Raw genomic sequence first — 16,378 nt, 5'->3', positions numbered from 1 at the left:
GTCTGGAGCCGGCGCGGGCAAATGGCATTGCACGTGAAAAGATTGCGTTGGCCTCAGGCCACCAGATAGCCGCCATCGACCGGTACGATGGCGCCGGTCATGAAGGAAGCCGCCGGCGAACACAGGAAGGCCACGACATTGCCGATGTCTTCCGGCTTGCCCCAGCGGCCCAGCGGCGTACGCGCGAGGATGGGGCCGGCACGCACCGGGTCATCCTGCAGGGCCTGGGTCAGCGGCGTGGCGATCCAGCCGGGGGCTACCGCATTGACGCGGATGCCGTCAGCCGCATAGGCGATGGCCAGCGACTTGGTCAGCTGCGCCACGCCGCCCTTGCTGGCGCTGTAGCCCGGCACCAGTCCGCCGCCGAAGAAGCTGAGCATGGACGCGGTATTGACGATGCAGCCACCGGATTGCTTCAGCAATGCGCGGCTGGCGGCGCAGACGCGCATGGTGCCGGTGAGGTTCACGGCGATGACCTGCTCGAAGACATCCGTTTCCAGTTCCTCGCCACGCTTGATGATGCCGGCGCAGTTGACCACGATATCGAGTTGTGTGAGACCGCTCAGCACTGCGCGCACGCTGTCTTCGCTGGCCACGTTCATCTCGGCCAGGGTGATGCCGCTGCCCTCGAATGGCTCATGCACAAAGGGCGGCAGGCCGGCGGCAATGACGTGCGCGCCCAGTGCGGCGAGCTGGCGTGCAACGGCTGCGCCGATGCCTTGGGTGCCGCCGGTAACGAGGGCGGTCTTGCCCTGAAGCAGGTCGGGAATGAAGCTCATGAAAATTCCTTCTGGTGAGTGGCAGGAGACTGGCTGGATGCCGCTACCCGTCGGGCGGCGGCATCGGGTCAGGCTACTGGGGCATGAAGCATTGCGTCATGCGGCGTGCGCCTCGATCGGCTTGTCCACCACGAACATGTAGACCAGGGCAGCGGCAAAGGCTACGGCGGCGCTGATCAGCAGGGCATTGACGAAGGAGTGCGTCTGGTCCACCACCACGCCCGTGATGACCGGGGCCAGCGAGCCGCCGAGATAGCCGCCGAAGTTCTGCATGCTGCCCAGCGAGGCCACCAGGCGGCGCGGAATGGCCACCGACACCAGCGCCCAGGCACCGCCGGAGGCCATGTTCACGAAGGCCATGGCCAGCGAGATGTAGACGATGGCCATGGTGGTGCTGGGCGTGTAGGCGGCCGGAATGGTGAAGGCACCGGCACCGATGAGGCCCGCGCAGATCGGCCACTTGCGGCTGCGGATGGCGGGCATGCCGCGCTTCATCAGGCCATCGGCGATATAGCCGGAGGAAAGCATGCCCAGCGTGCCGAAGATGTAGGGGATCACCACTACCCAGCCGGTGCGGGCGATGGAGAGATGGCGTTCATGTTCGAGATAGGCGGGCAGCCAGGTGAGGTACAGCCACACCATGTAGATCACGCCCATGAAGCCGAACAGCATGCCCCAGGTGGTGCGGTAGGTGAACAGACTCTTCCATTCGGCCCAGCTCAGCTTGGCATTGGCGTTGGGATCCTGGTCGTGGTCATCGGCGAGATAGAGCACTTCGGAAGGAGTGAGCTGGACTTCGTTGCGATTCCGGTAAAACAGGTACCAGCCCACCGAGACGGCGATGCCGAGCAGGCCCATGATGATGAACATCATGCGCCAGCCGAAGGACAGCATCAGGATCGTGAGGATCGGTGGGGCCAGTGCCGGGCCAATGGTGGAGGAGGCCACGAAGATGCCGGTCGGGCCGCCGCGCTCGCGCATGGCGAACCATTCGGACACGACCTTGGCTCCCGCCGGGAACTGCGGCGCTTCACCCAGGCCGAGGAACACGCGCGCCACCAGGAATTGCTGCAGCGTATGGACGAAGCCGCCCGCCAGTTGCGCCAGCGACCAGACGAACATGCCCGCGCCCAGCATCACGCGCGCGCCGAACTTGTCGAGCATCGCGCCGATGGGCAGTTGCGAGAAGGCATAGGCCAGCGAGAAGGCCGACAGCAACAGGCCCATCTGCGAGGCCGAGAGGTTGAGCTCCTGGCTCACCGAGTGGTTGGCGATGGACAGCGTGCTGCGGTCGAGGTAGTTGACGATGCCTGCCAGCATCAGGAAGCTCAGTGCCACGAGCTGTATGCGTTTGAGCCGGGGGCTCTTTTCCTTTTGGACTTCCATGGGTTACGTCTCCAGTGTGAATGAGTCAATGCCATTGGCGTGCTTCGTGCCGGCTCCGTCTATTGCGGAGCTCGCTGTCGATGACATGGCCGAAGCGTCATGCAAGGATGCGGTCTTGAGGACGGTGTGGAGTCCGTCCCTGCGTGTTGCTTGTCCGGCGCTGCCCGGGCGGCGGCTGCCTGCCCCGGCATGCGATCCTTGCTTGCCCGGATGATTCTGGTGGCCGAGCGGCAAGCCGCTCAGTAAGTTGCGCGTCCGCCCGAAAGATCGAACACCGCGCCGGTGTTGAAGCTGCAGGAACCGGAGCACAGCCATGCGCACATGTCGGCGACCTCATCGACGCTGCCCAGGCGATGCATGGGGCTCTTGGCGATCATGGTCTGCACATGGGCCGGCGACATCTGCTCCAGCAGTGCGGTCTTCACGGCGGCCGGTGCAATGGCGTTGACCAGCACGCCCGTCTCGGCCAGCTCCTTGCCCAAGGACTTGGTCAGCGCCAGTACGCCCGCCTTGGCGGCGCTGTAGGCCGAGGCATTGGGCGTGCCTTCCTTGCCGGCCAGCGAGGCGATGTTGACGATGCGTCCGCGTCCGGCCGCGCGCATGGCCGGCGTCACGCTGCGGCAGGCATGGAAGACGCCCAGCAGGTTGACCTGCACGATGCGATGCCACTCACCCACGTCATACTCGTCCAGCGGCACGGTCGGACCGGCGTAACCGGCGTTGTTGATGAGGAAATCGATGCGCCCGGTGTCGGCCAGCAATCGCTGTGCGGCCTGCATGACCGCAGCGGCGTCGGTGATGTTGAGGCTTTCTTGCCGATAGGGCGAGGCCGGGTCGTGCAGCTGGTCCCAGACGACGACCTGCGCGCCGCCAGCGGCCAGGCGTGCGCTGATGGCTGCGCCGATGCCGCCATGGCCGCCGGTGACCACGGCCACGCAGCCGCCAAAGTCATGGGATGCGCGGGAATAAGTCATGTCATGCATCCTCAGCGCACGAAGCGATCGACGTAGTCGCTGCCCAGGCCGACCGCTTCATAGTGCTTGCGGCACATGTCGAGCTTGGTGAAGACATCCTCGTAGCCTTCGAACTTGCCCCAGGGGTCGCAATAGAACATGACGCCGGTGATGTGGAAGTAGGTGATCATCTCTTCCACGTCTTCGGGCACGTAGAGGGTGTGGGTCTCGCCCGGCGGTTCAAAGACGTAGCTGCCCTGTTCGGCGATCCAGTCATGTTCCAGATAGCGCCAGCGGCCTTTGAGCACCATGCCGTGTACCGGTGCCGGATGGCGGTGGCGCGACAGCACGCCGGACTTGCGCACGCGCAGCAGGTTGGTCCAGTAGCCCTGCGAGACATTCAGGCAGAGCGGACGGAACCAGACATTCTCGGCTTGCGGCACCCACACGCGTTCGTCCTCCGGGACCGCCGGATTGACCACGATCTCCAGTGGCGCTTCCTTGGGGTTGGGGAACTGGTAGGGCTTCATCTTCAGATCGGCGGGCATGGGGGTGCCGGTGGCTGTCATGTGGGGTCTCCTGATGTTCTTCTGTTGAATCCGCACTTTGTTCAATATATGGACAAAGCGTTCGCCATATGGTCAATGTCGACGATAGAAGACGGTGTGTCAATGGCGCTTCGGCCCGGACAGGCCCGCCAGAAAGCGAGCCGGAATCGCGTGCGCCGGTCTGCTCCACTGCAATTGCGGGCGCGTGCAGCGTCCGCAAGACGAGCCTGCAAGTTTGTGTGAGGATGCATGAAAATTATGCATGACTGCCGTTCAAGCCAGCCCGCGGGAGAGCATGGGCGCGCTGCGAGAACGTCTGCGTTGCTACCGCCGTGGGATCAGGCGATCAGGCGATCAGGCCTCGGCCGGTCCGGACCAGTGCACCTGCGCGAAGGCTTCGGACAGAAAGTCCAGCATCGCCCTGACCTTGGCCGGGAGATGCGCGCGGCTGGGGTAGACCGCGTAGATGCCGAGGTCCGGCACGGTGTAGTCGGTGAGCAGCGGGACCAACTGTCCGCTGCGCAGGTACTGGTCGATCATGAAGGTCGGCTGGCGCGTGATGCCGATGCCGCCCAGCGCTGCCTGCACGCAGCTGTCGCCATTGTTGACGTGCATGCGCGCATTGACGCGCACGCTCACCGGACCTTCCGGCCCGCTGAACTGCCACTCGTCCTTGCCGTGGTTGTAGCTGTAACTGATGATCTGGTGTTGTGCCAGCTCGTGCGGATGGCGCGGCGTGCCGTGCTGTTCAAGGTAGTCGGGGGAAGCGCAGATGGGCAGGCTGGTGCTGGTGAGCTTGCGGTGGATCAGCGTGGAATCGGCCAGACGGGCGATGCGGATCGCCAGGTCATAGCCTTCGTCGATGATGTCGACGATGCGGTCCGAGAGGGTGATGTCCAGTTCCACTTCCGGATGGCGTTCCAGGAAGATCGGCCACAGCGGTGCCAGGTGCAGGATGCCGAAGGTCACGGGGGCATTGATGCGCAGCAGGCCGGCGGGCTTGGCGCTGCCGGCCAGCAGCAGTTCATCGGCTTCTTCCAGCGCTGCAACTATCTGCTTGCAGCGTTCCAGGTAGAGGCTGCCGGCTTCGGTCAGCGAGAGCCGCCGGGTGGTCCGCTGCATCAGGCGCGAACCCAGGCGCGCTTCCAGTTCCAGTACCGTGCGTGAGACGGCGGCCTTGGAGATGCCCAGCGCGTCGGCCGCCTTGACGAAGCTGCCGAGGTCGGCCACGGCGATGAAGCATTCGATTTCACGCAGTTTGTTCAAATCGTGTTTTCCCCGAGAGGGCGCTGCGCTGGCCCCCCCGGAACAGACGGCGGCTCAGGCAGCTGCCGGAAGTTGTGCCAGCAGGCGGGCGCCGGTGCCGAAGGCGAAGGCGTCCATGCGCAGGCTATGATACGTCGAACCGCTGTCGAGGTGTACCAGCTGTGTCCAGTCATCGGCCGCGCCCATGGCGAAGAACAGGCTCAGCAGGTGTTCGTCGCTGGGATGCGTGCGCACTGCATGCGGGGCGGTGGTCCGGTAGCCGAACAAGGCCTGCAGGTCACCGGCCTGCATGCGGTCGAGGAACCAGCGCAGGAATTCCAGCGTATGCGGGGCATCGCCACCTTCGATCTCGTTGCGGCGCAGTTCGCGCAGGTTGTGCGTGAAGCTGCCCGAGCCGACCAGCAAGATGCCTTCCTTGGCCAGCGGCGCCAGCAGGCGGCCGACCTGATAGTGATATTCAGGCGGCTGCTGCGATTGCAGCGACAGCTGGATCACCGGCACATCGGCTTGCGGATAGAGATAGCGCAGCGGCACCCAGGCGCCGTGATCGAGGCCCCAGCCGCCATCGGTATTGGCCGGCAGGCCGCCGTCGCGCAGGCGTTGCGCCACGTGCTCGGCCAGCGCCGGTGCGCCGGGGGCGGGATAGTCCAGTTCATAGAGTTCCTGCGGGAAACCACCGAAGTCATGGATCACGCGCGGCTTGGCCTGGTTGCCCACGCGCGGCGTGAAGGTCTCCCAGTGCGGCGACACCATCACGATGCCACGCGGACGCGGCAGCGTCGCACCGATGCTGGCCAGCAGCGGCCCGGTGCGGCCCGGTTCGACGGCCAGCATGGGCGAGCCGTGCGAGACGAACAGCGAGGGCAGGGGAAGGCTATCGACGGTGCTGGAGAGAGTGGACACGGTGGACATGATGGTTTCCTTGTGAATCGCTATAAACGATATAAAACATTTAAAACATTTAAAACGTTTGGAACATCGACTGCTTTGATGCGGTTTGAAACTTTGTCGCCGGATGGCGTGCGCCGGGCACGGGCCCGGCGCTGATCCTGCGAGAGATTGTTGGCTGATGATGCCATCAATGTGCCATCAGCGCTGCGCTTCACGCTTCAGGGCAAAAGCGCCATCACCCAGCAGGAACACGGCAATCAGGCCGACGATCCAGAGCGCCAGGTATTCCCAGCCGCCTTTGGGATTGGTGAAGAAGAAGCCGGCCTTGCCATGCACCAGCACGATCGCGCCCAGCAGGTCCGCTGCCAGCGGCAAGGCCAGCCAGCGACCGTAGAAGCCCAGCACCAGCGCGATGCCGCCCACCACTTCCAGTGCCATGACCGGATAGGCGAACCAGCCCGGCACGCCCAGCGAGGCGAAGAAGCCGACGGTCCCGGCGGGTGTGAAGACGAACAGTTTCAGGCCGGCGTGGACCAGGAAGAAAATGCCCATGGTGACGCGCAGCAGGAAGGCGGCGTAGTCGGCACGGGTGTTGACGGTAACGGTGGTCATGGTGATCCCGGAAAAGTGTGGAGTGGATGAAGGATGGCGAGCGTTGCGCTTTTGCTTTTTCTTGCATGCGCAACGGCAGTCGCCAAGTCCACACTGTAGGGAAGAAGGCAGGCCGGATAAACCGGTGGCGGCGGGATGGATTGTCTTGGAGAAGTTGACAATCCATCCGCGCCGGAGAGGATCAGTCTTCGCTGTCGCGCGAGACCGGCTTGGCTTCCTCGCGGCGGTTGTAGCCGGCCACCATGTCGAAGCGGAACAGGCGGCATTCCAGGGCGCCGTTGAAGAACGGGGTCTTGCGGGCTTCCTTGAGGCGCATCAGCTTGGGCAGGCCGAGGTCGGCCGAGAACAGGAATACGCTCCACCCCGCAAAGCGCTGCTTGAGCGTGCTGGAGAAGGCGCTGAAGAACTGCGTGAACAATTCCTCGGTCGGCAAGGCATGGTCGCCGCGCACGCCGATACGCTCACCGTAGGGCGGATTGGAGAGGATGATGCCGACCAGCGGCTTGCCCTCGGCATCGACCGGCGGCTTGATTTCCTGCGCTTCGATCTGCTTGAGCGGGACTTCGAAATGCACACCGGCGCGCACCAGGTTCTTGCGAGTCAGTTCCACCATGTCGCCGGAGATGTCGCTTCCGAACAGCGTGGGCGTGGTCGGAATCGGATTGGGTTTGAAATCGCCCTTGATGGCGAACCAGGCATCGGCATCGAAGTTGCTGAACTTCTCGAAGGCGAAGCGGCGGCGCGCGCCCGGCGGCACGCCGGCGATGATCTGCGCGGCCTCGGCCAGGATGGTGCCGGAACCGCACATGGGATCGAACAGCGGCACGCCCGGCTTCCAGCCGGCGGTACGCAGCAGGCCTGCAGCGAGGTTCTCGCGCAGCGGCGCATCACCGGTTTCTTCGCGCCAGCCGCGCTTGAACAGTGCCTCGCCCGAGGTATCGAGATAGACCGTGAAATTGTGGGCATCGACGAAACCGGCGATGCGCATGTCAGGCGTGCGGGTGTTCACCGATGGGCGCAGCTTGAACTGGTCGAGGAAGCGGTCGCAGATCGCATCCTTGATCTTGAGGGTGCTGAACTCCAGGCTGCGCAGGGGCGACTTCACGGCGGTCAGGTCGACGCGGATGGTGTGCGATACCTTGAACCAGTCTTCCCAGGCTTGCGCCAGGGTGAGGTCGTAGATGTCGTTCTCGTTCTTGTAGGAACCATGGCCCATGCGCAGCAGCACGCGGCTGGCGATGCGCGAGTGCAGGTTCATCTGGTAGGCCGCCAGCAGGGTGCCGGAGCAGTGCACGCCACCGGGAACCTGGTTGTGCACCTTGAGGTTGGCGGCAGGGCCGGCGTGCTCGGCGATCTCGTTGAGTTCTTCCGCCAGGGCCGTTTCCAAGCCGCGCGGGCAGGGACAGAAGTAAGAGTAATTGGTGTCGGGAGATTGCATGGGAGTACCTTTTATCCGTTGGAAAACAAAGTAACAAAAATGAAAAAAGCCGGACTGCGCGGCTAGCTGCGCAGTCCGGCGTCATTGTACGCTGGCCGCTCAGCCTTTCGCGAAGGCACGCTCGATGAAGTCCAAGCGATCCTGGCCCCAGTAGCCTTCACCGTCGTAGACGTACCACGGCGCACCGAAGATGCTGGCGGCATTGGCCTCATCGGTGAAGCGGTCGAATTCGGCCTGCACGCTGGCCGTTTCGGCCGACTTCAGCAGGGCCGCGCCATCGTGGTCATGGGCATTGGCGATGGCGACCAGGGTGTCGTGGTCGGCGATGTTGCGTTGTTCTTCCCACACGGCGCGCATGATGGCGCCGGTCAGGCGCAGTGCGGCGGCGGTGCCGTGGGCCAGCTGGGTGGCGATGATCAGGCGCGCCGCATTGTCGCTGTTGACCGGGAAATAGGTCGGCTGCAGTACCATGGGCTTGCCCAGGAATTCGCTCCAGCGTGCCAGTTCCTTGAGGCGATAGGCCTGGCGCTGCGGTGCGCGCTTGGCCAGCGGCAGGCCGCCGGAGACTCCGAAGATCTTGGACAGATCGAAGGGCTTGGGCAGGATCTGCACCTGGTATTTTTCGGCGAGGGCGACGAAACGATCGTGGCCCAGGTAGGCGAACGGTGAATGCGGCGCGAAGAAGTACTCACAGACTTTGCTCATGACCGGCTCCGGAAGGATGAGTGTGGAATGTAGCGGACGAAGACTGCTGAGATAGTTGCAGAATGATCAGAACGGCTTGACCACCACCAGGATCACGATGGCCAGCATCAGCAGCACCGGCACTTCGTTGAACCAGCGATACCAGACGTGGCTGCGCACGTTCTTGCCGTGTTCGAATTTCTTGAGTAGCGAGCCGCAGGCGTGCTGGTAGCCGATCACAAGCACCACCAGGAACAGCTTGGCATGCAGCCATCCATTGCCGGGGCCCTTCCAGAACGACCAGGTGATGGCCAGCAGCCACACGCCCAGCACCAGCGCCACCAGCGAGATCATGCCGGTGAAGCGGTACAGGCGGCGCGCCATGCCCAGCAGGCGTTCGCGCGCGACCAGGTCGGTCTCCTGCGCCAGGTTCACGAAGATGCGCGGCAGGTAGAACAGGCCGGCGAACCAGGAGGCGATGAAGACGATGTGCAGGGCTTTGATCCAGAGCATGGCTATCCTTGTCGTACGTGATGGCTTGGGGGTGTGGCGAGCGTGTGTCTTACTGGCGGACCTGTCCCTGGCCCAGCACCACGTATTTCAGCGAGGTCAGTCCTTCCAGTCCCACCGGGCCGCGTGCATGCAGCTTGTCGTTGGAGATGCCGATCTCCGCACCCAGGCCGTATTCGAAGCCATCGGCAAAGCGGGTCGAGGCATTGACCATGACCGAGGCCGAATCCACTTCGCGCAGGAAACGCATGGCGCGCGTGTAATCCTCGGTGATGATGCTGTCGGTGTGCTGCGAAGAATGGCGATTGATGTGCTCGATGGCCTCATCCATGTCGGCCACCACTTTCACGGCCAGGATGGGGGCCAGGTATTCGGTGTCCCAATCCTCTTCGGTGGCCGCCTTGAGCAGCGGGTAGCCGGCCAGGATCTCGGCGGCTTCCGGATCGCAGCGCAGTTCCACTTCCTTGACGCGATACAGTTCGGACAGCGGCGGCAGGATGGCGGCAGCGATGTTGCGCGACACCAGCAGGGTCTCCATGGTGTTGCAGGTGCCGTAGCGATGGCACTTGGCATTGAAGGCCACATCGAGTGCCTTGCGGGTGTCGGCCTTGTCGTCGATGTAGACGTGGCAGATGCCGTCGAGGTGCTTGATCATCGGCACCTTGGCTTCCTTCATGAGGCGCTCGATCAGGCCCTTGCCGCCGCGCGGGACGATCACGTCCACGTATTCCTGCATGGTGATGAGCGCACCCACGGCAGCACGGTCGGTGGTCTCGACTACCTGCACTGCCTGTTCCGGCAGACCGGCACCGGCCAGTCCTTCCTTGACCAGCTTGGCCAGCGCCTGATTGCAGTGGATGGCTTCAGAGCCGCCGCGCAGGATGGTGGCGTTGCCACTCTTGATGCACAGGCCGGCGGCATCGACCGTCACGTTCGGACGGGCTTCGTAGATGATCCCGATCACGCCCAGCGGCACGCGCATCTGGCCGACCTGGATGCCGGTGGGGCGGTACTTCATGTTGCTGATCTCGCCGATGGGATCGGGCAGGGAGGCGATCTGCTCCAGGCCTTCGGCCATGGTGGCGATGGCCTTGTCGGACAAGGTCAGGCGATCCAGCATGGCTTCGGCCAGACCGTTGGCGCGGGCAGCGTCCAGGTCCAGCGCATTGGCCGCACGCAGGGCGTCAGCGTCGCGGCGGATGGCGGCCGCGATCAGCAGCAGCGCCTGGTTCTTGGCAGCGGTATCGGCGCGCGCCATGGCGCGCGAGGCAGCACGGGCCTGCTGGCCGATGCGGTTCATGTAGAGGTCGATGTTTTCCATGCAGTTTTCTCCGGGGCGCGATGCGCGCGTCGGGTTCGATGTTCGGTATTCGATGTGCCGGGTGTACGGCCGGATCAGCGTCCGCGTGCCAGCTTCAGGCCCAGTTGCAGCAAGGCATCCCACGGGTCGCCGGCAAAGCTGCGGGCACGCAGGCCCTTGACCATGCGGTCGACCAGGGCCGCTTCCTGCAGCGCCTGTTCCAGCGCGGCCAGGCTGATGCGGCGCAGGGCCGGCTCCATCAGGCGTTCACGAGGGCCCCAGATGCGGTATTCCTTCAACAGGGCGCCCACGGGTTTGCCCTGGGCCATGCCGGATTTGAGCTTGAGCAGGGTGCGGATTTCTTCGGTGACCGCCCACAGCACCAGCGGCAGCGCCTCGCCTTCGCCCTTCAAGCCGTCCATCATGCGCGTCAGGCGCGCGATGTCGCCCGAGAGCATGGCTTCGTTGAGCTTGAAGACGTCATAACGCGCCACGTTCAGCACCGCGTCCTGCACCTGTTCGAAACTGAGCTTGCCGGGCGGATGCAGCAAGGCCAGCTTCTGGATTTCCTGGTGCGCAGCCAGCAGGTTGCCTTCCACGCGATCCGCGATGAAATCCAGGCAGGCCCGGTCGGCGCTCTGCTGCTGGGCCGCCAGGCGGTTGCCGATCCAGGCCGGCAGCTGCGCGCGTTCCACCAGCGGAATGTCGATGTAGACCGCCGCCTGCTGCAGGGCACCGACCCAGGCCGCTTTCTGCGTGGCCCAGTCCAGTTTGGGCAGGCTGATGATGGTCAGATTGTCGGGCGAGAGATTGGCGGCGTAATCCTGCAGCGCCTGTCCGCCATCCTTGCCGGGCTTGCCGGTGGGGATGCGCAGCTCGATCAGTTTCTTGTCGCCGAACAAGGATTGCGACTGGTTGGCCGCCAGCAGCTCACCCCACTTGAAGCTGCGCTCCACCACCAGTACCTCGCGCTCGGTATAGCCGTTGGCGCGTGCACTGCGGCGGATCTTGTCCGCCGCTTCCAGCGCCAGCAGGTGCTCGTCGCTGGCGATCACGTAAAGCGGGGCCAGCGATTTGCCGAGATGGGCGTCCAGGGAGTCGTGGCGCAGTTGCATGCTGATTCCGCGTGCCGCTCAGGAGTCCGAGTCGGCCGCAGCCTTCTCGTTCTTGATGGCGGTCTTGGAGGCCGACAGGCGACGCAGGATCTGCTGCACCAGGTCGGACTGCATGTCGCGGTAGAGCAGCACTTCCTCGGCCTGCTTGGCCAGTTCCTGGTTCTCGTCATAGGTGATGACGCGGCGCAGGGTGATGGCCGTCGGCGGGATCAGGATGACGCCCTTGGCATCGGTGACCGAGAAGGTGAAACGCTGGAACAGCGCGTATTCACGCACGCGGCCGTTGGTGTTCAGGGTCAGCACCTGGCGGTCGCGGGAATCGGCCAGCACCTTCAGGTTGGCCTCGGCCTCCTTGGGTTCGGACAACACCTTGGCGCCGCTGGCCTCGATGTTGCGCTTGAGTTCCACCCCGACCGCCGAGTTGGGCGCGAAGCCCAGGTAGATGGTCTTGAAGGGCAGGTCAGCCGCGCCGCGCATATGGAAGCCGCAGGCCGTGAGCATCACGGCCGCCGCCACCAGCAGCAGCCATTGCGAGAAACGCTTGATTTGGACTTGAGCGTGCATGGAGTTCCGTCGTTAAGGTTGGGCCGGATCAGGCAACGATGTTGACCAGCTTGCCCGGCACCACGATCACCTTCTTCGGTGCGCCGGTCAGGAATTTCTTGACGTCTTCGTTGGCCAGTGCGGCGGCTTCGATGGCGGCCTTGTCGGCATCCTTCGGCACGGTCACTTCGCCGCGCAGCTTGCCGTTGACCTGCACCACCAGCTTCAGCTCGCTCTGTTCCAGCGCGGCCGCATCGACCTGCGGCCAGGCGGCGTCGAGGATGTCGCCCTGCGCCTGGGCATAGCCCAACTGCTGCCACAGCACATGGGTGATGTGCGGAGCCACCGGGTTCAGCACGCGCAGGAAGATCGAGAAGCACTCGGCGATCACTGCATCACCGGCCGCACCGGCCGCTGGCTTGGCGGCTTCCAGTGTGTTGAGCATCTTCATGCAGGCCGAGACCACGGTGTTGTACTGGATGCGCTTGAAGTCGTTGTCGGCTTGCTGCAGGACCTTGTGCACTTCGCGGCGCAGGGTCTTCAGAGCATCATCGAGCTGGGCGGCATCGAGTGCACCGGCGGCGGTGATGCGCGCAGCGTTGTTGTAGCCGAAGGCCCAGACGCGGCGCAGGAAGCGGTTGGCGCCTTCCACACCGGCACCGGACCATTCCAGGGTCTGCTCCGGCGGCGAGGCGAACATGGTGAACAGGCGGGCCGTATCGGCACCGTACTGGTCGATCTGCGCTTGCGGGTCGATGCCGTTGTTCTTGGACTTGGACATCTTCTCGGTGCCGCCGATCATCACCGGCTGGCCGTCTTCCTTCAGCACGGCCGAGACCGGACGGCCCTTGTCGTCGAAGGACAGGTCCACGTCAGCCGGGTTGTACCAGGTCTTCTTGCCGGCGGCGTCTTCGCGATAGTAGGTCTCGTTCAAGACCATGCCTTGCGTCAGCAGGTTGGTGAAGGGCTCGTCGAACTTGACCAGGCCGAAGTCGCGCATGACCTTGGTCCAGAAGCGCGCGTACAGCAGGTGCAGCACGGCGTGTTCGATGCCGCCGATGTACTGGTCCATGGGCATCCAGTAATCATTGCGGGAGTCCACCATCGCCTCGTTGCTGCCCGGCGAGGTATAGCGCATGTAGTACCAGGACGAATCCACGAAGGTGTCCATGGTGTCGGTTTCGCGGCGGGCCGGCTTGCCGCAGCAGGGGCAGTCGACCTTGAGGAATTGCTCATGCTTGTTGAGCGGATTGCCGCTGCCGTCCGGCACGCAGTCTTCCGGCAGCACCACCGGCAGGTCCTTCTCGGGCACCGGCACGTCGCCGCAATCCGGGCAATGGATGATGGGGATCGGGGTGCCCCAGTAACGCTGGCGCGAGATACCCCAGTCGCGCAGGCGGAAGGCCACCTTCTTCTCGCCCAGGCCCTGTGCGGCCAGATCGGCGGCGACCGCGTCGACGGCGGCCTGATAGCCCAGGCCATCGTACTTGCCGGACGCGATGGTCTTGCCGGCTTCCTTGTCGCCGTACCATTCTTCCCAGGCTTCGGTGGAGTAGGTCTTGCCTTCCACGGCGATGACCTGCTTGATCGGCAGCTTGTATTTGCGGGCGAAGGCGAAGTCGCGCTCGTCATGCGCCGGCACGCCCATCACGGCACCGTCGCCATAGGTGATGAGCACATAGTTGCCAACCCAGACTTCGACCTGCTCGCCGGTCAGCGGATGGGTGACGAACAGGCCGGTCGGCATGCCCTTCTTTTCCATGGTCGCCATGTCGGCTTCGATCACGCTGCCTTGCTTGCATTCGGCGATGAAGGCTTGCAGGGCCGGGTTGTTTTCTGCGGCGAGGGTGGCCAGCGGGTGTTCCGGGGCCACGGCGCAGAAGGTCACGCCCATGATGGTGTCGGCGCGGGTGGTGAAGACGAACAGCTTGCCGTCGTTGATCAGCTGGCCGTCCGCGCCCTTGATCTGGTGCGGGAAGGCGAAGCGCACGCCGGTGGACTTGCCGATCCAGTTGGCCTGCATCAGGCGCACGCGCTCGGGCCAGCCGGGCAGCTTGGTCTCGACGTGTTCCAGCAGTTCGTCGGCGTAGTCGGTGATCTTGGCGTAGTACATCGGGATCTCGCGCTTTTCGATCACGGCACCCGAGCGCCAGCCACGGCCGTCGATGACCTGCTCGTTGGCCAGCACGGTCTGGTCGATCGGATCCCAGTTCACGGTCCCGGTCTTCTTGTAGATGATGCCCTTCTCCAGCATCTTCAGGAACATCCACTGGTTCCACTTGTAGTACTCGGGACGGCAGGCCGTCATCTCGCGCGACCAGTCGATGGCCAGGCCCATCGACTGCATCTGCGACTTCATATATTCAATATTGGAATAAGTCCACTGCGCCGGCGGCACGCCATTGGCCATGGCGGCGTTTTCGGCGGGCATGCCGAAGGCATCCCAGCCCATGGGCATCAGGACGTTGTAGCCGTTCATGCGCAGGTAGCGATACATCACATCGTTGATGGTGTAGTTGCGCACGTGGCCCATGTGCAGCTTGCCGGAGGGGTAGGGCAGCATCGAGCAGGCGTAGAACTTCTTCTTGTCGCGGCCTTCCTTGTCGCGGGCGTTTTCGACGGTCTTGTAGGCGTCGATGGCGTTCCAATGCTGCTGTGCGGACTGTTCAACTTCGGCTGGGCTGTATTTATCTTGCATGACGGGCTGATACGGATGGAATTCGGTTGGGAGGGGACTGCAATTCGAAACCCTGCATTATACCGGCTCACCGCCCCGGCGCGGCATTCCGGCCCGCCCTTGCGCGGTCCCCGCGCCGCCCCGCCCGAAAAAAAGCCCGCCTCGGTGAAGAGGCGGGCCAAGACCCCTGTGCCTGAGCAGGGCGGCAGCAGGGATAGCAGCTACACGGTTCCCGCCTGCGAGGGGGCGACGGACTGGGATGGTGCGCTGACCAGCATGAAGGCTGGCGTGACGTATGAAACCATCGGCAACGGCGGTGTGGCGTGTTCTCGAAATACTTCTTGTTAATTCTCGAAAAATTGTGAAAAAGCAATTTTTTATTGAGGTTGGCTTGAATTTGGCTGCTTCGTTTGACGGGAGATGGAAAGTCGCTGTGAGCCAGCATTTGTGAGTTTTTCGTTCACATTCCACACGGTTTGATGGTCATGAGGGCGTAACAATCGGGCGGCATCATGAAATCGTTTTCATTTGCCCCGGAAACCCCGTGCGTCCGTCCATCAAACAAGTTGCCCATCTGGCTGGCGTCTCCATTGCCACCGTGTCCCGCCTGCTCAACAAGCCGGGTTCGGTCAGTGCGGAAACCGCCGAGAAGATCCACCGCAGCATCGCCGAACTGGGTTTCCGTCCCAATTTCACCGGCCGCAACTTGCGCGCCGGCAATTCGCGCACGGTCGGGGTGGTGGTGCCGACCCTGTCCAACACGGTGTTCGCCCAGTGCCTGCAAGGCATCGAGCTGGCCGCGCGCGCGCTGGACTACTCGGTCATGTTCACCACCACCGAATACCTGCCCGAAGATGAGTCGGCGGCGGTGGAGTTGCTGCTGGGCCATCGCGTCGATGGCGTGATCCTGACGGTGGCCGATGCCGGTGCCAATGCCACGCTGGACCTGCTGGAGCGCGAGCGCATTCCCTTCGTGCTGGCCTACAACCAGCTGGCCGATGCCGCAGCCGATGCGGATGCCGAGGCCGCCACGCATCGCGCTTCGGTCTCGGTGGACAACCGCGCTGCCGCCTGCGATGCCGTCAGCCACCTGATCGGGCTGGGGCATCGCCGCATCCAGATGCTCTCGGGGCGTTTCAATGCCTCCGACCGCGCCATGCAGCGCTACTGCGGTTATCTCGATGCCATGCAAGCGGCCGGACTGGCGCCGCTGCCGGCCATCGAGGTCGAGCGCCACACGCTCACCGCTGCCACCGATTACCAGCAGATGATGGCCGACCCCTTGCATCGCCCGACGGCGCTGTTCTGTTCCAACGACCTGCTAGCCCTGAGCGCCATGCGCGACCTGCGCGCGCTGGGCTTGCAGGTGCCGGAGGACATCTCGGTGATGGGCTTCGACGGCATCCCTGTCGGGGCGCTGATGCAGCCGGTGCTGGCCAGCGTGGTGCAGCCCTCCGAGCAGATCGGCGATGTCGCCCTGCGCACGCTGGTCGATGCCATCGAGCGTGCGCTGCCGGCGGCTGCTGCCGCTGCGGCGGTCGAGGAGGCGCCGGTGCCGGTCATCGCCGGAGTGCGCCATATCCTTCCGCATACGCTGCGCGAAGGGGGCTCGGTAGCACCGCCTGCACCGGCCTCTTGCTGATGCAGATGCTGATGTCGTCAAGAATTTGTTGTGC

At 64.0% G+C, this 16,378-nt stretch carries 15 protein-coding genes; 1 reads left to right on the top strand and 14 read right to left on the bottom strand.

The features are described from left to right. Positions 1 to 53: 53 nt before the first annotated feature. The 14 genes from ACWHXP_RS17350 to leuS form a co-directional block, all read right to left on the bottom strand. A complete protein-coding gene (locus ACWHXP_RS17350) occupies positions 54 to 779 on the bottom strand; it encodes an SDR family NAD(P)-dependent oxidoreductase (RefSeq protein WP_489635454.1) in 726 nt (241 codons plus the stop codon). A 96-nt stretch (positions 780 to 875) separates the two neighbouring features. Next, the gene (locus tag ACWHXP_RS17345; RefSeq protein WP_121042928.1) at positions 876 to 2,165 is read right to left on the bottom strand and encodes an MFS transporter; all 1,290 of its coding nucleotides are present in this window, start codon (positions 2,163 to 2,165) and stop codon (positions 876 to 878) included. A gap of 239 nt (positions 2,166 to 2,404) precedes the next feature. After that, on the bottom strand, positions 2,405 to 3,139 hold the full coding sequence (locus ACWHXP_RS17340; RefSeq protein WP_489635455.1) for an SDR family NAD(P)-dependent oxidoreductase: 735 nt from the start codon (positions 3,137 to 3,139) through the stop codon (positions 2,405 to 2,407). An 11-nt stretch (positions 3,140 to 3,150) separates the two neighbouring features. Beyond that, positions 3,151 to 3,687, bottom strand: coding sequence for a 2,4'-dihydroxyacetophenone dioxygenase family protein (locus ACWHXP_RS17335; RefSeq protein ID WP_121042930.1), 537 nt, complete (start codon positions 3,685 to 3,687; stop codon positions 3,151 to 3,153). A 333-nt stretch (positions 3,688 to 4,020) separates the two neighbouring features. Continuing rightward, on the bottom strand, positions 4,021 to 4,932 hold the full coding sequence (locus ACWHXP_RS17330; RefSeq protein WP_489635456.1) for a LysR family transcriptional regulator: 912 nt from the start codon (positions 4,930 to 4,932) through the stop codon (positions 4,021 to 4,023). A gap of 54 nt (positions 4,933 to 4,986) precedes the next feature. Beyond that, on the bottom strand, positions 4,987 to 5,844 hold the full coding sequence (locus tag ACWHXP_RS17325; RefSeq protein WP_034340096.1) for a dioxygenase family protein: 858 nt from the start codon (positions 5,842 to 5,844) through the stop codon (positions 4,987 to 4,989). Positions 5,845 to 6,021: 177 nt separating this feature from the next. After that, a complete protein-coding gene (locus ACWHXP_RS17320; RefSeq protein ID WP_121042936.1) occupies positions 6,022 to 6,435 on the bottom strand; it encodes a DoxX family protein in 414 nt (137 codons plus the stop codon). Between the two features lie 181 nt (positions 6,436 to 6,616). Then, positions 6,617 to 7,873 (bottom strand): THUMP domain-containing class I SAM-dependent RNA methyltransferase, encoded by a 1,257-nt coding sequence (locus ACWHXP_RS17315; RefSeq protein ID WP_489635457.1) that lies wholly within the window; start codon positions 7,871 to 7,873, stop codon positions 6,617 to 6,619. A 99-nt stretch (positions 7,874 to 7,972) separates the two neighbouring features. Continuing rightward, entirely contained in the window at positions 7,973 to 8,578 is a 606-nt protein-coding gene (locus ACWHXP_RS17310; RefSeq protein ID WP_489635458.1) for a 2-hydroxychromene-2-carboxylate isomerase, read from the bottom strand. A 66-nt stretch (positions 8,579 to 8,644) separates the two neighbouring features. Next, positions 8,645 to 9,070: a CopD family protein gene (locus ACWHXP_RS17305; protein ID WP_008325441.1), complete on the bottom strand. Its 426-nt coding sequence runs from the start codon at positions 9,068 to 9,070 to the stop codon at positions 8,645 to 8,647. 49 nt (positions 9,071 to 9,119) lie between these two features. Beyond that, on the bottom strand, positions 9,120 to 10,388 hold the full coding sequence (locus ACWHXP_RS17300) for a glutamate-5-semialdehyde dehydrogenase (RefSeq protein ID WP_034340111.1): 1,269 nt from the start codon (positions 10,386 to 10,388) through the stop codon (positions 9,120 to 9,122). A gap of 74 nt (positions 10,389 to 10,462) precedes the next feature. Further along, a complete protein-coding gene (holA, locus tag ACWHXP_RS17295; protein WP_121042941.1) occupies positions 10,463 to 11,482 on the bottom strand; it encodes a DNA polymerase III subunit delta in 1,020 nt (339 codons plus the stop codon). Between the two features lie 18 nt (positions 11,483 to 11,500). Next, positions 11,501 to 12,046, bottom strand: coding sequence for an LPS-assembly lipoprotein LptE (locus ACWHXP_RS17290; protein ID WP_051057643.1), 546 nt, complete (start codon positions 12,044 to 12,046; stop codon positions 11,501 to 11,503). A gap of 28 nt (positions 12,047 to 12,074) precedes the next feature. After that, a complete protein-coding gene (leuS, locus tag ACWHXP_RS17285) occupies positions 12,075 to 14,723 on the bottom strand; it encodes a leucine--tRNA ligase (protein ID WP_489635459.1) in 2,649 nt (882 codons plus the stop codon). Positions 14,724 to 15,246: 523 nt separating this feature from the next. On the opposite strand from leuS, the gene ACWHXP_RS17280 reads away from it, so the two are divergent. Then, complete coding sequence (locus ACWHXP_RS17280) at positions 15,247 to 16,344, top strand: LacI family DNA-binding transcriptional regulator (protein WP_204726077.1); 1,098 nt, start codon at positions 15,247 to 15,249, stop codon at positions 16,342 to 16,344. Positions 16,345 to 16,378: the final 34 nt, after the last annotated feature.

The organism is Herbaspirillum sp. Her2 (assembly GCF_057961375.1).
Note: the sequence above shows the minus strand (reverse complement) of the source record. Positions and strands in the feature narration are given on the sequence as shown.

Excerpts from the sequence above, each read along its gene's own strand:
- ACWHXP_RS17340 (WP_489635455.1), bottom strand. The coding sequence starts at position 3,139 with ATGACTTATTCCCGCGCATCCCATGACTTTGGCGGCTGCGTGGCCGTG.
- leuS (WP_489635459.1), bottom strand. The coding sequence starts at position 14,723 with ATGCAAGATAAATACAGCCCAGCCGAAGTTGAACAGTCCGCACAGCAG.
- holA (WP_121042941.1), bottom strand. The coding sequence starts at position 11,482 with ATGCAACTGCGCCACGACTCCCTGGACGCCCATCTCGGCAAATCGCTG.
- ACWHXP_RS17305 (WP_008325441.1), bottom strand. The coding sequence starts at position 9,070 with ATGCTCTGGATCAAAGCCCTGCACATCGTCTTCATCGCCTCCTGGTTC.
- ACWHXP_RS17325 (WP_034340096.1), bottom strand. The coding sequence starts at position 5,844 with ATGTCCACCGTGTCCACTCTCTCCAGCACCGTCGATAGCCTTCCCCTG.
- ACWHXP_RS17290 (WP_051057643.1), bottom strand. The coding sequence starts at position 12,046 with ATGCACGCTCAAGTCCAAATCAAGCGTTTCTCGCAATGGCTGCTGCTG.
- ACWHXP_RS17345 (WP_121042928.1), bottom strand. The coding sequence starts at position 2,165 with ATGGAAGTCCAAAAGGAAAAGAGCCCCCGGCTCAAACGCATACAGCTC.
- ACWHXP_RS17335 (WP_121042930.1), bottom strand. The coding sequence starts at position 3,687 with ATGACAGCCACCGGCACCCCCATGCCCGCCGATCTGAAGATGAAGCCC.
- ACWHXP_RS17350 (WP_489635454.1), bottom strand. The coding sequence starts at position 779 with ATGAGCTTCATTCCCGACCTGCTTCAGGGCAAGACCGCCCTCGTTACC.
- ACWHXP_RS17320 (WP_121042936.1), bottom strand. The coding sequence starts at position 6,435 with ATGACCACCGTTACCGTCAACACCCGTGCCGACTACGCCGCCTTCCTG.
- ACWHXP_RS17310 (WP_489635458.1), bottom strand. The coding sequence starts at position 8,578 with ATGAGCAAAGTCTGTGAGTACTTCTTCGCGCCGCATTCACCGTTCGCC.
- ACWHXP_RS17300 (WP_034340111.1), bottom strand. The coding sequence starts at position 10,388 with ATGGAAAACATCGACCTCTACATGAACCGCATCGGCCAGCAGGCCCGT.
- ACWHXP_RS17315 (WP_489635457.1), bottom strand. The coding sequence starts at position 7,873 with ATGCAATCTCCCGACACCAATTACTCTTACTTCTGTCCCTGCCCGCGC.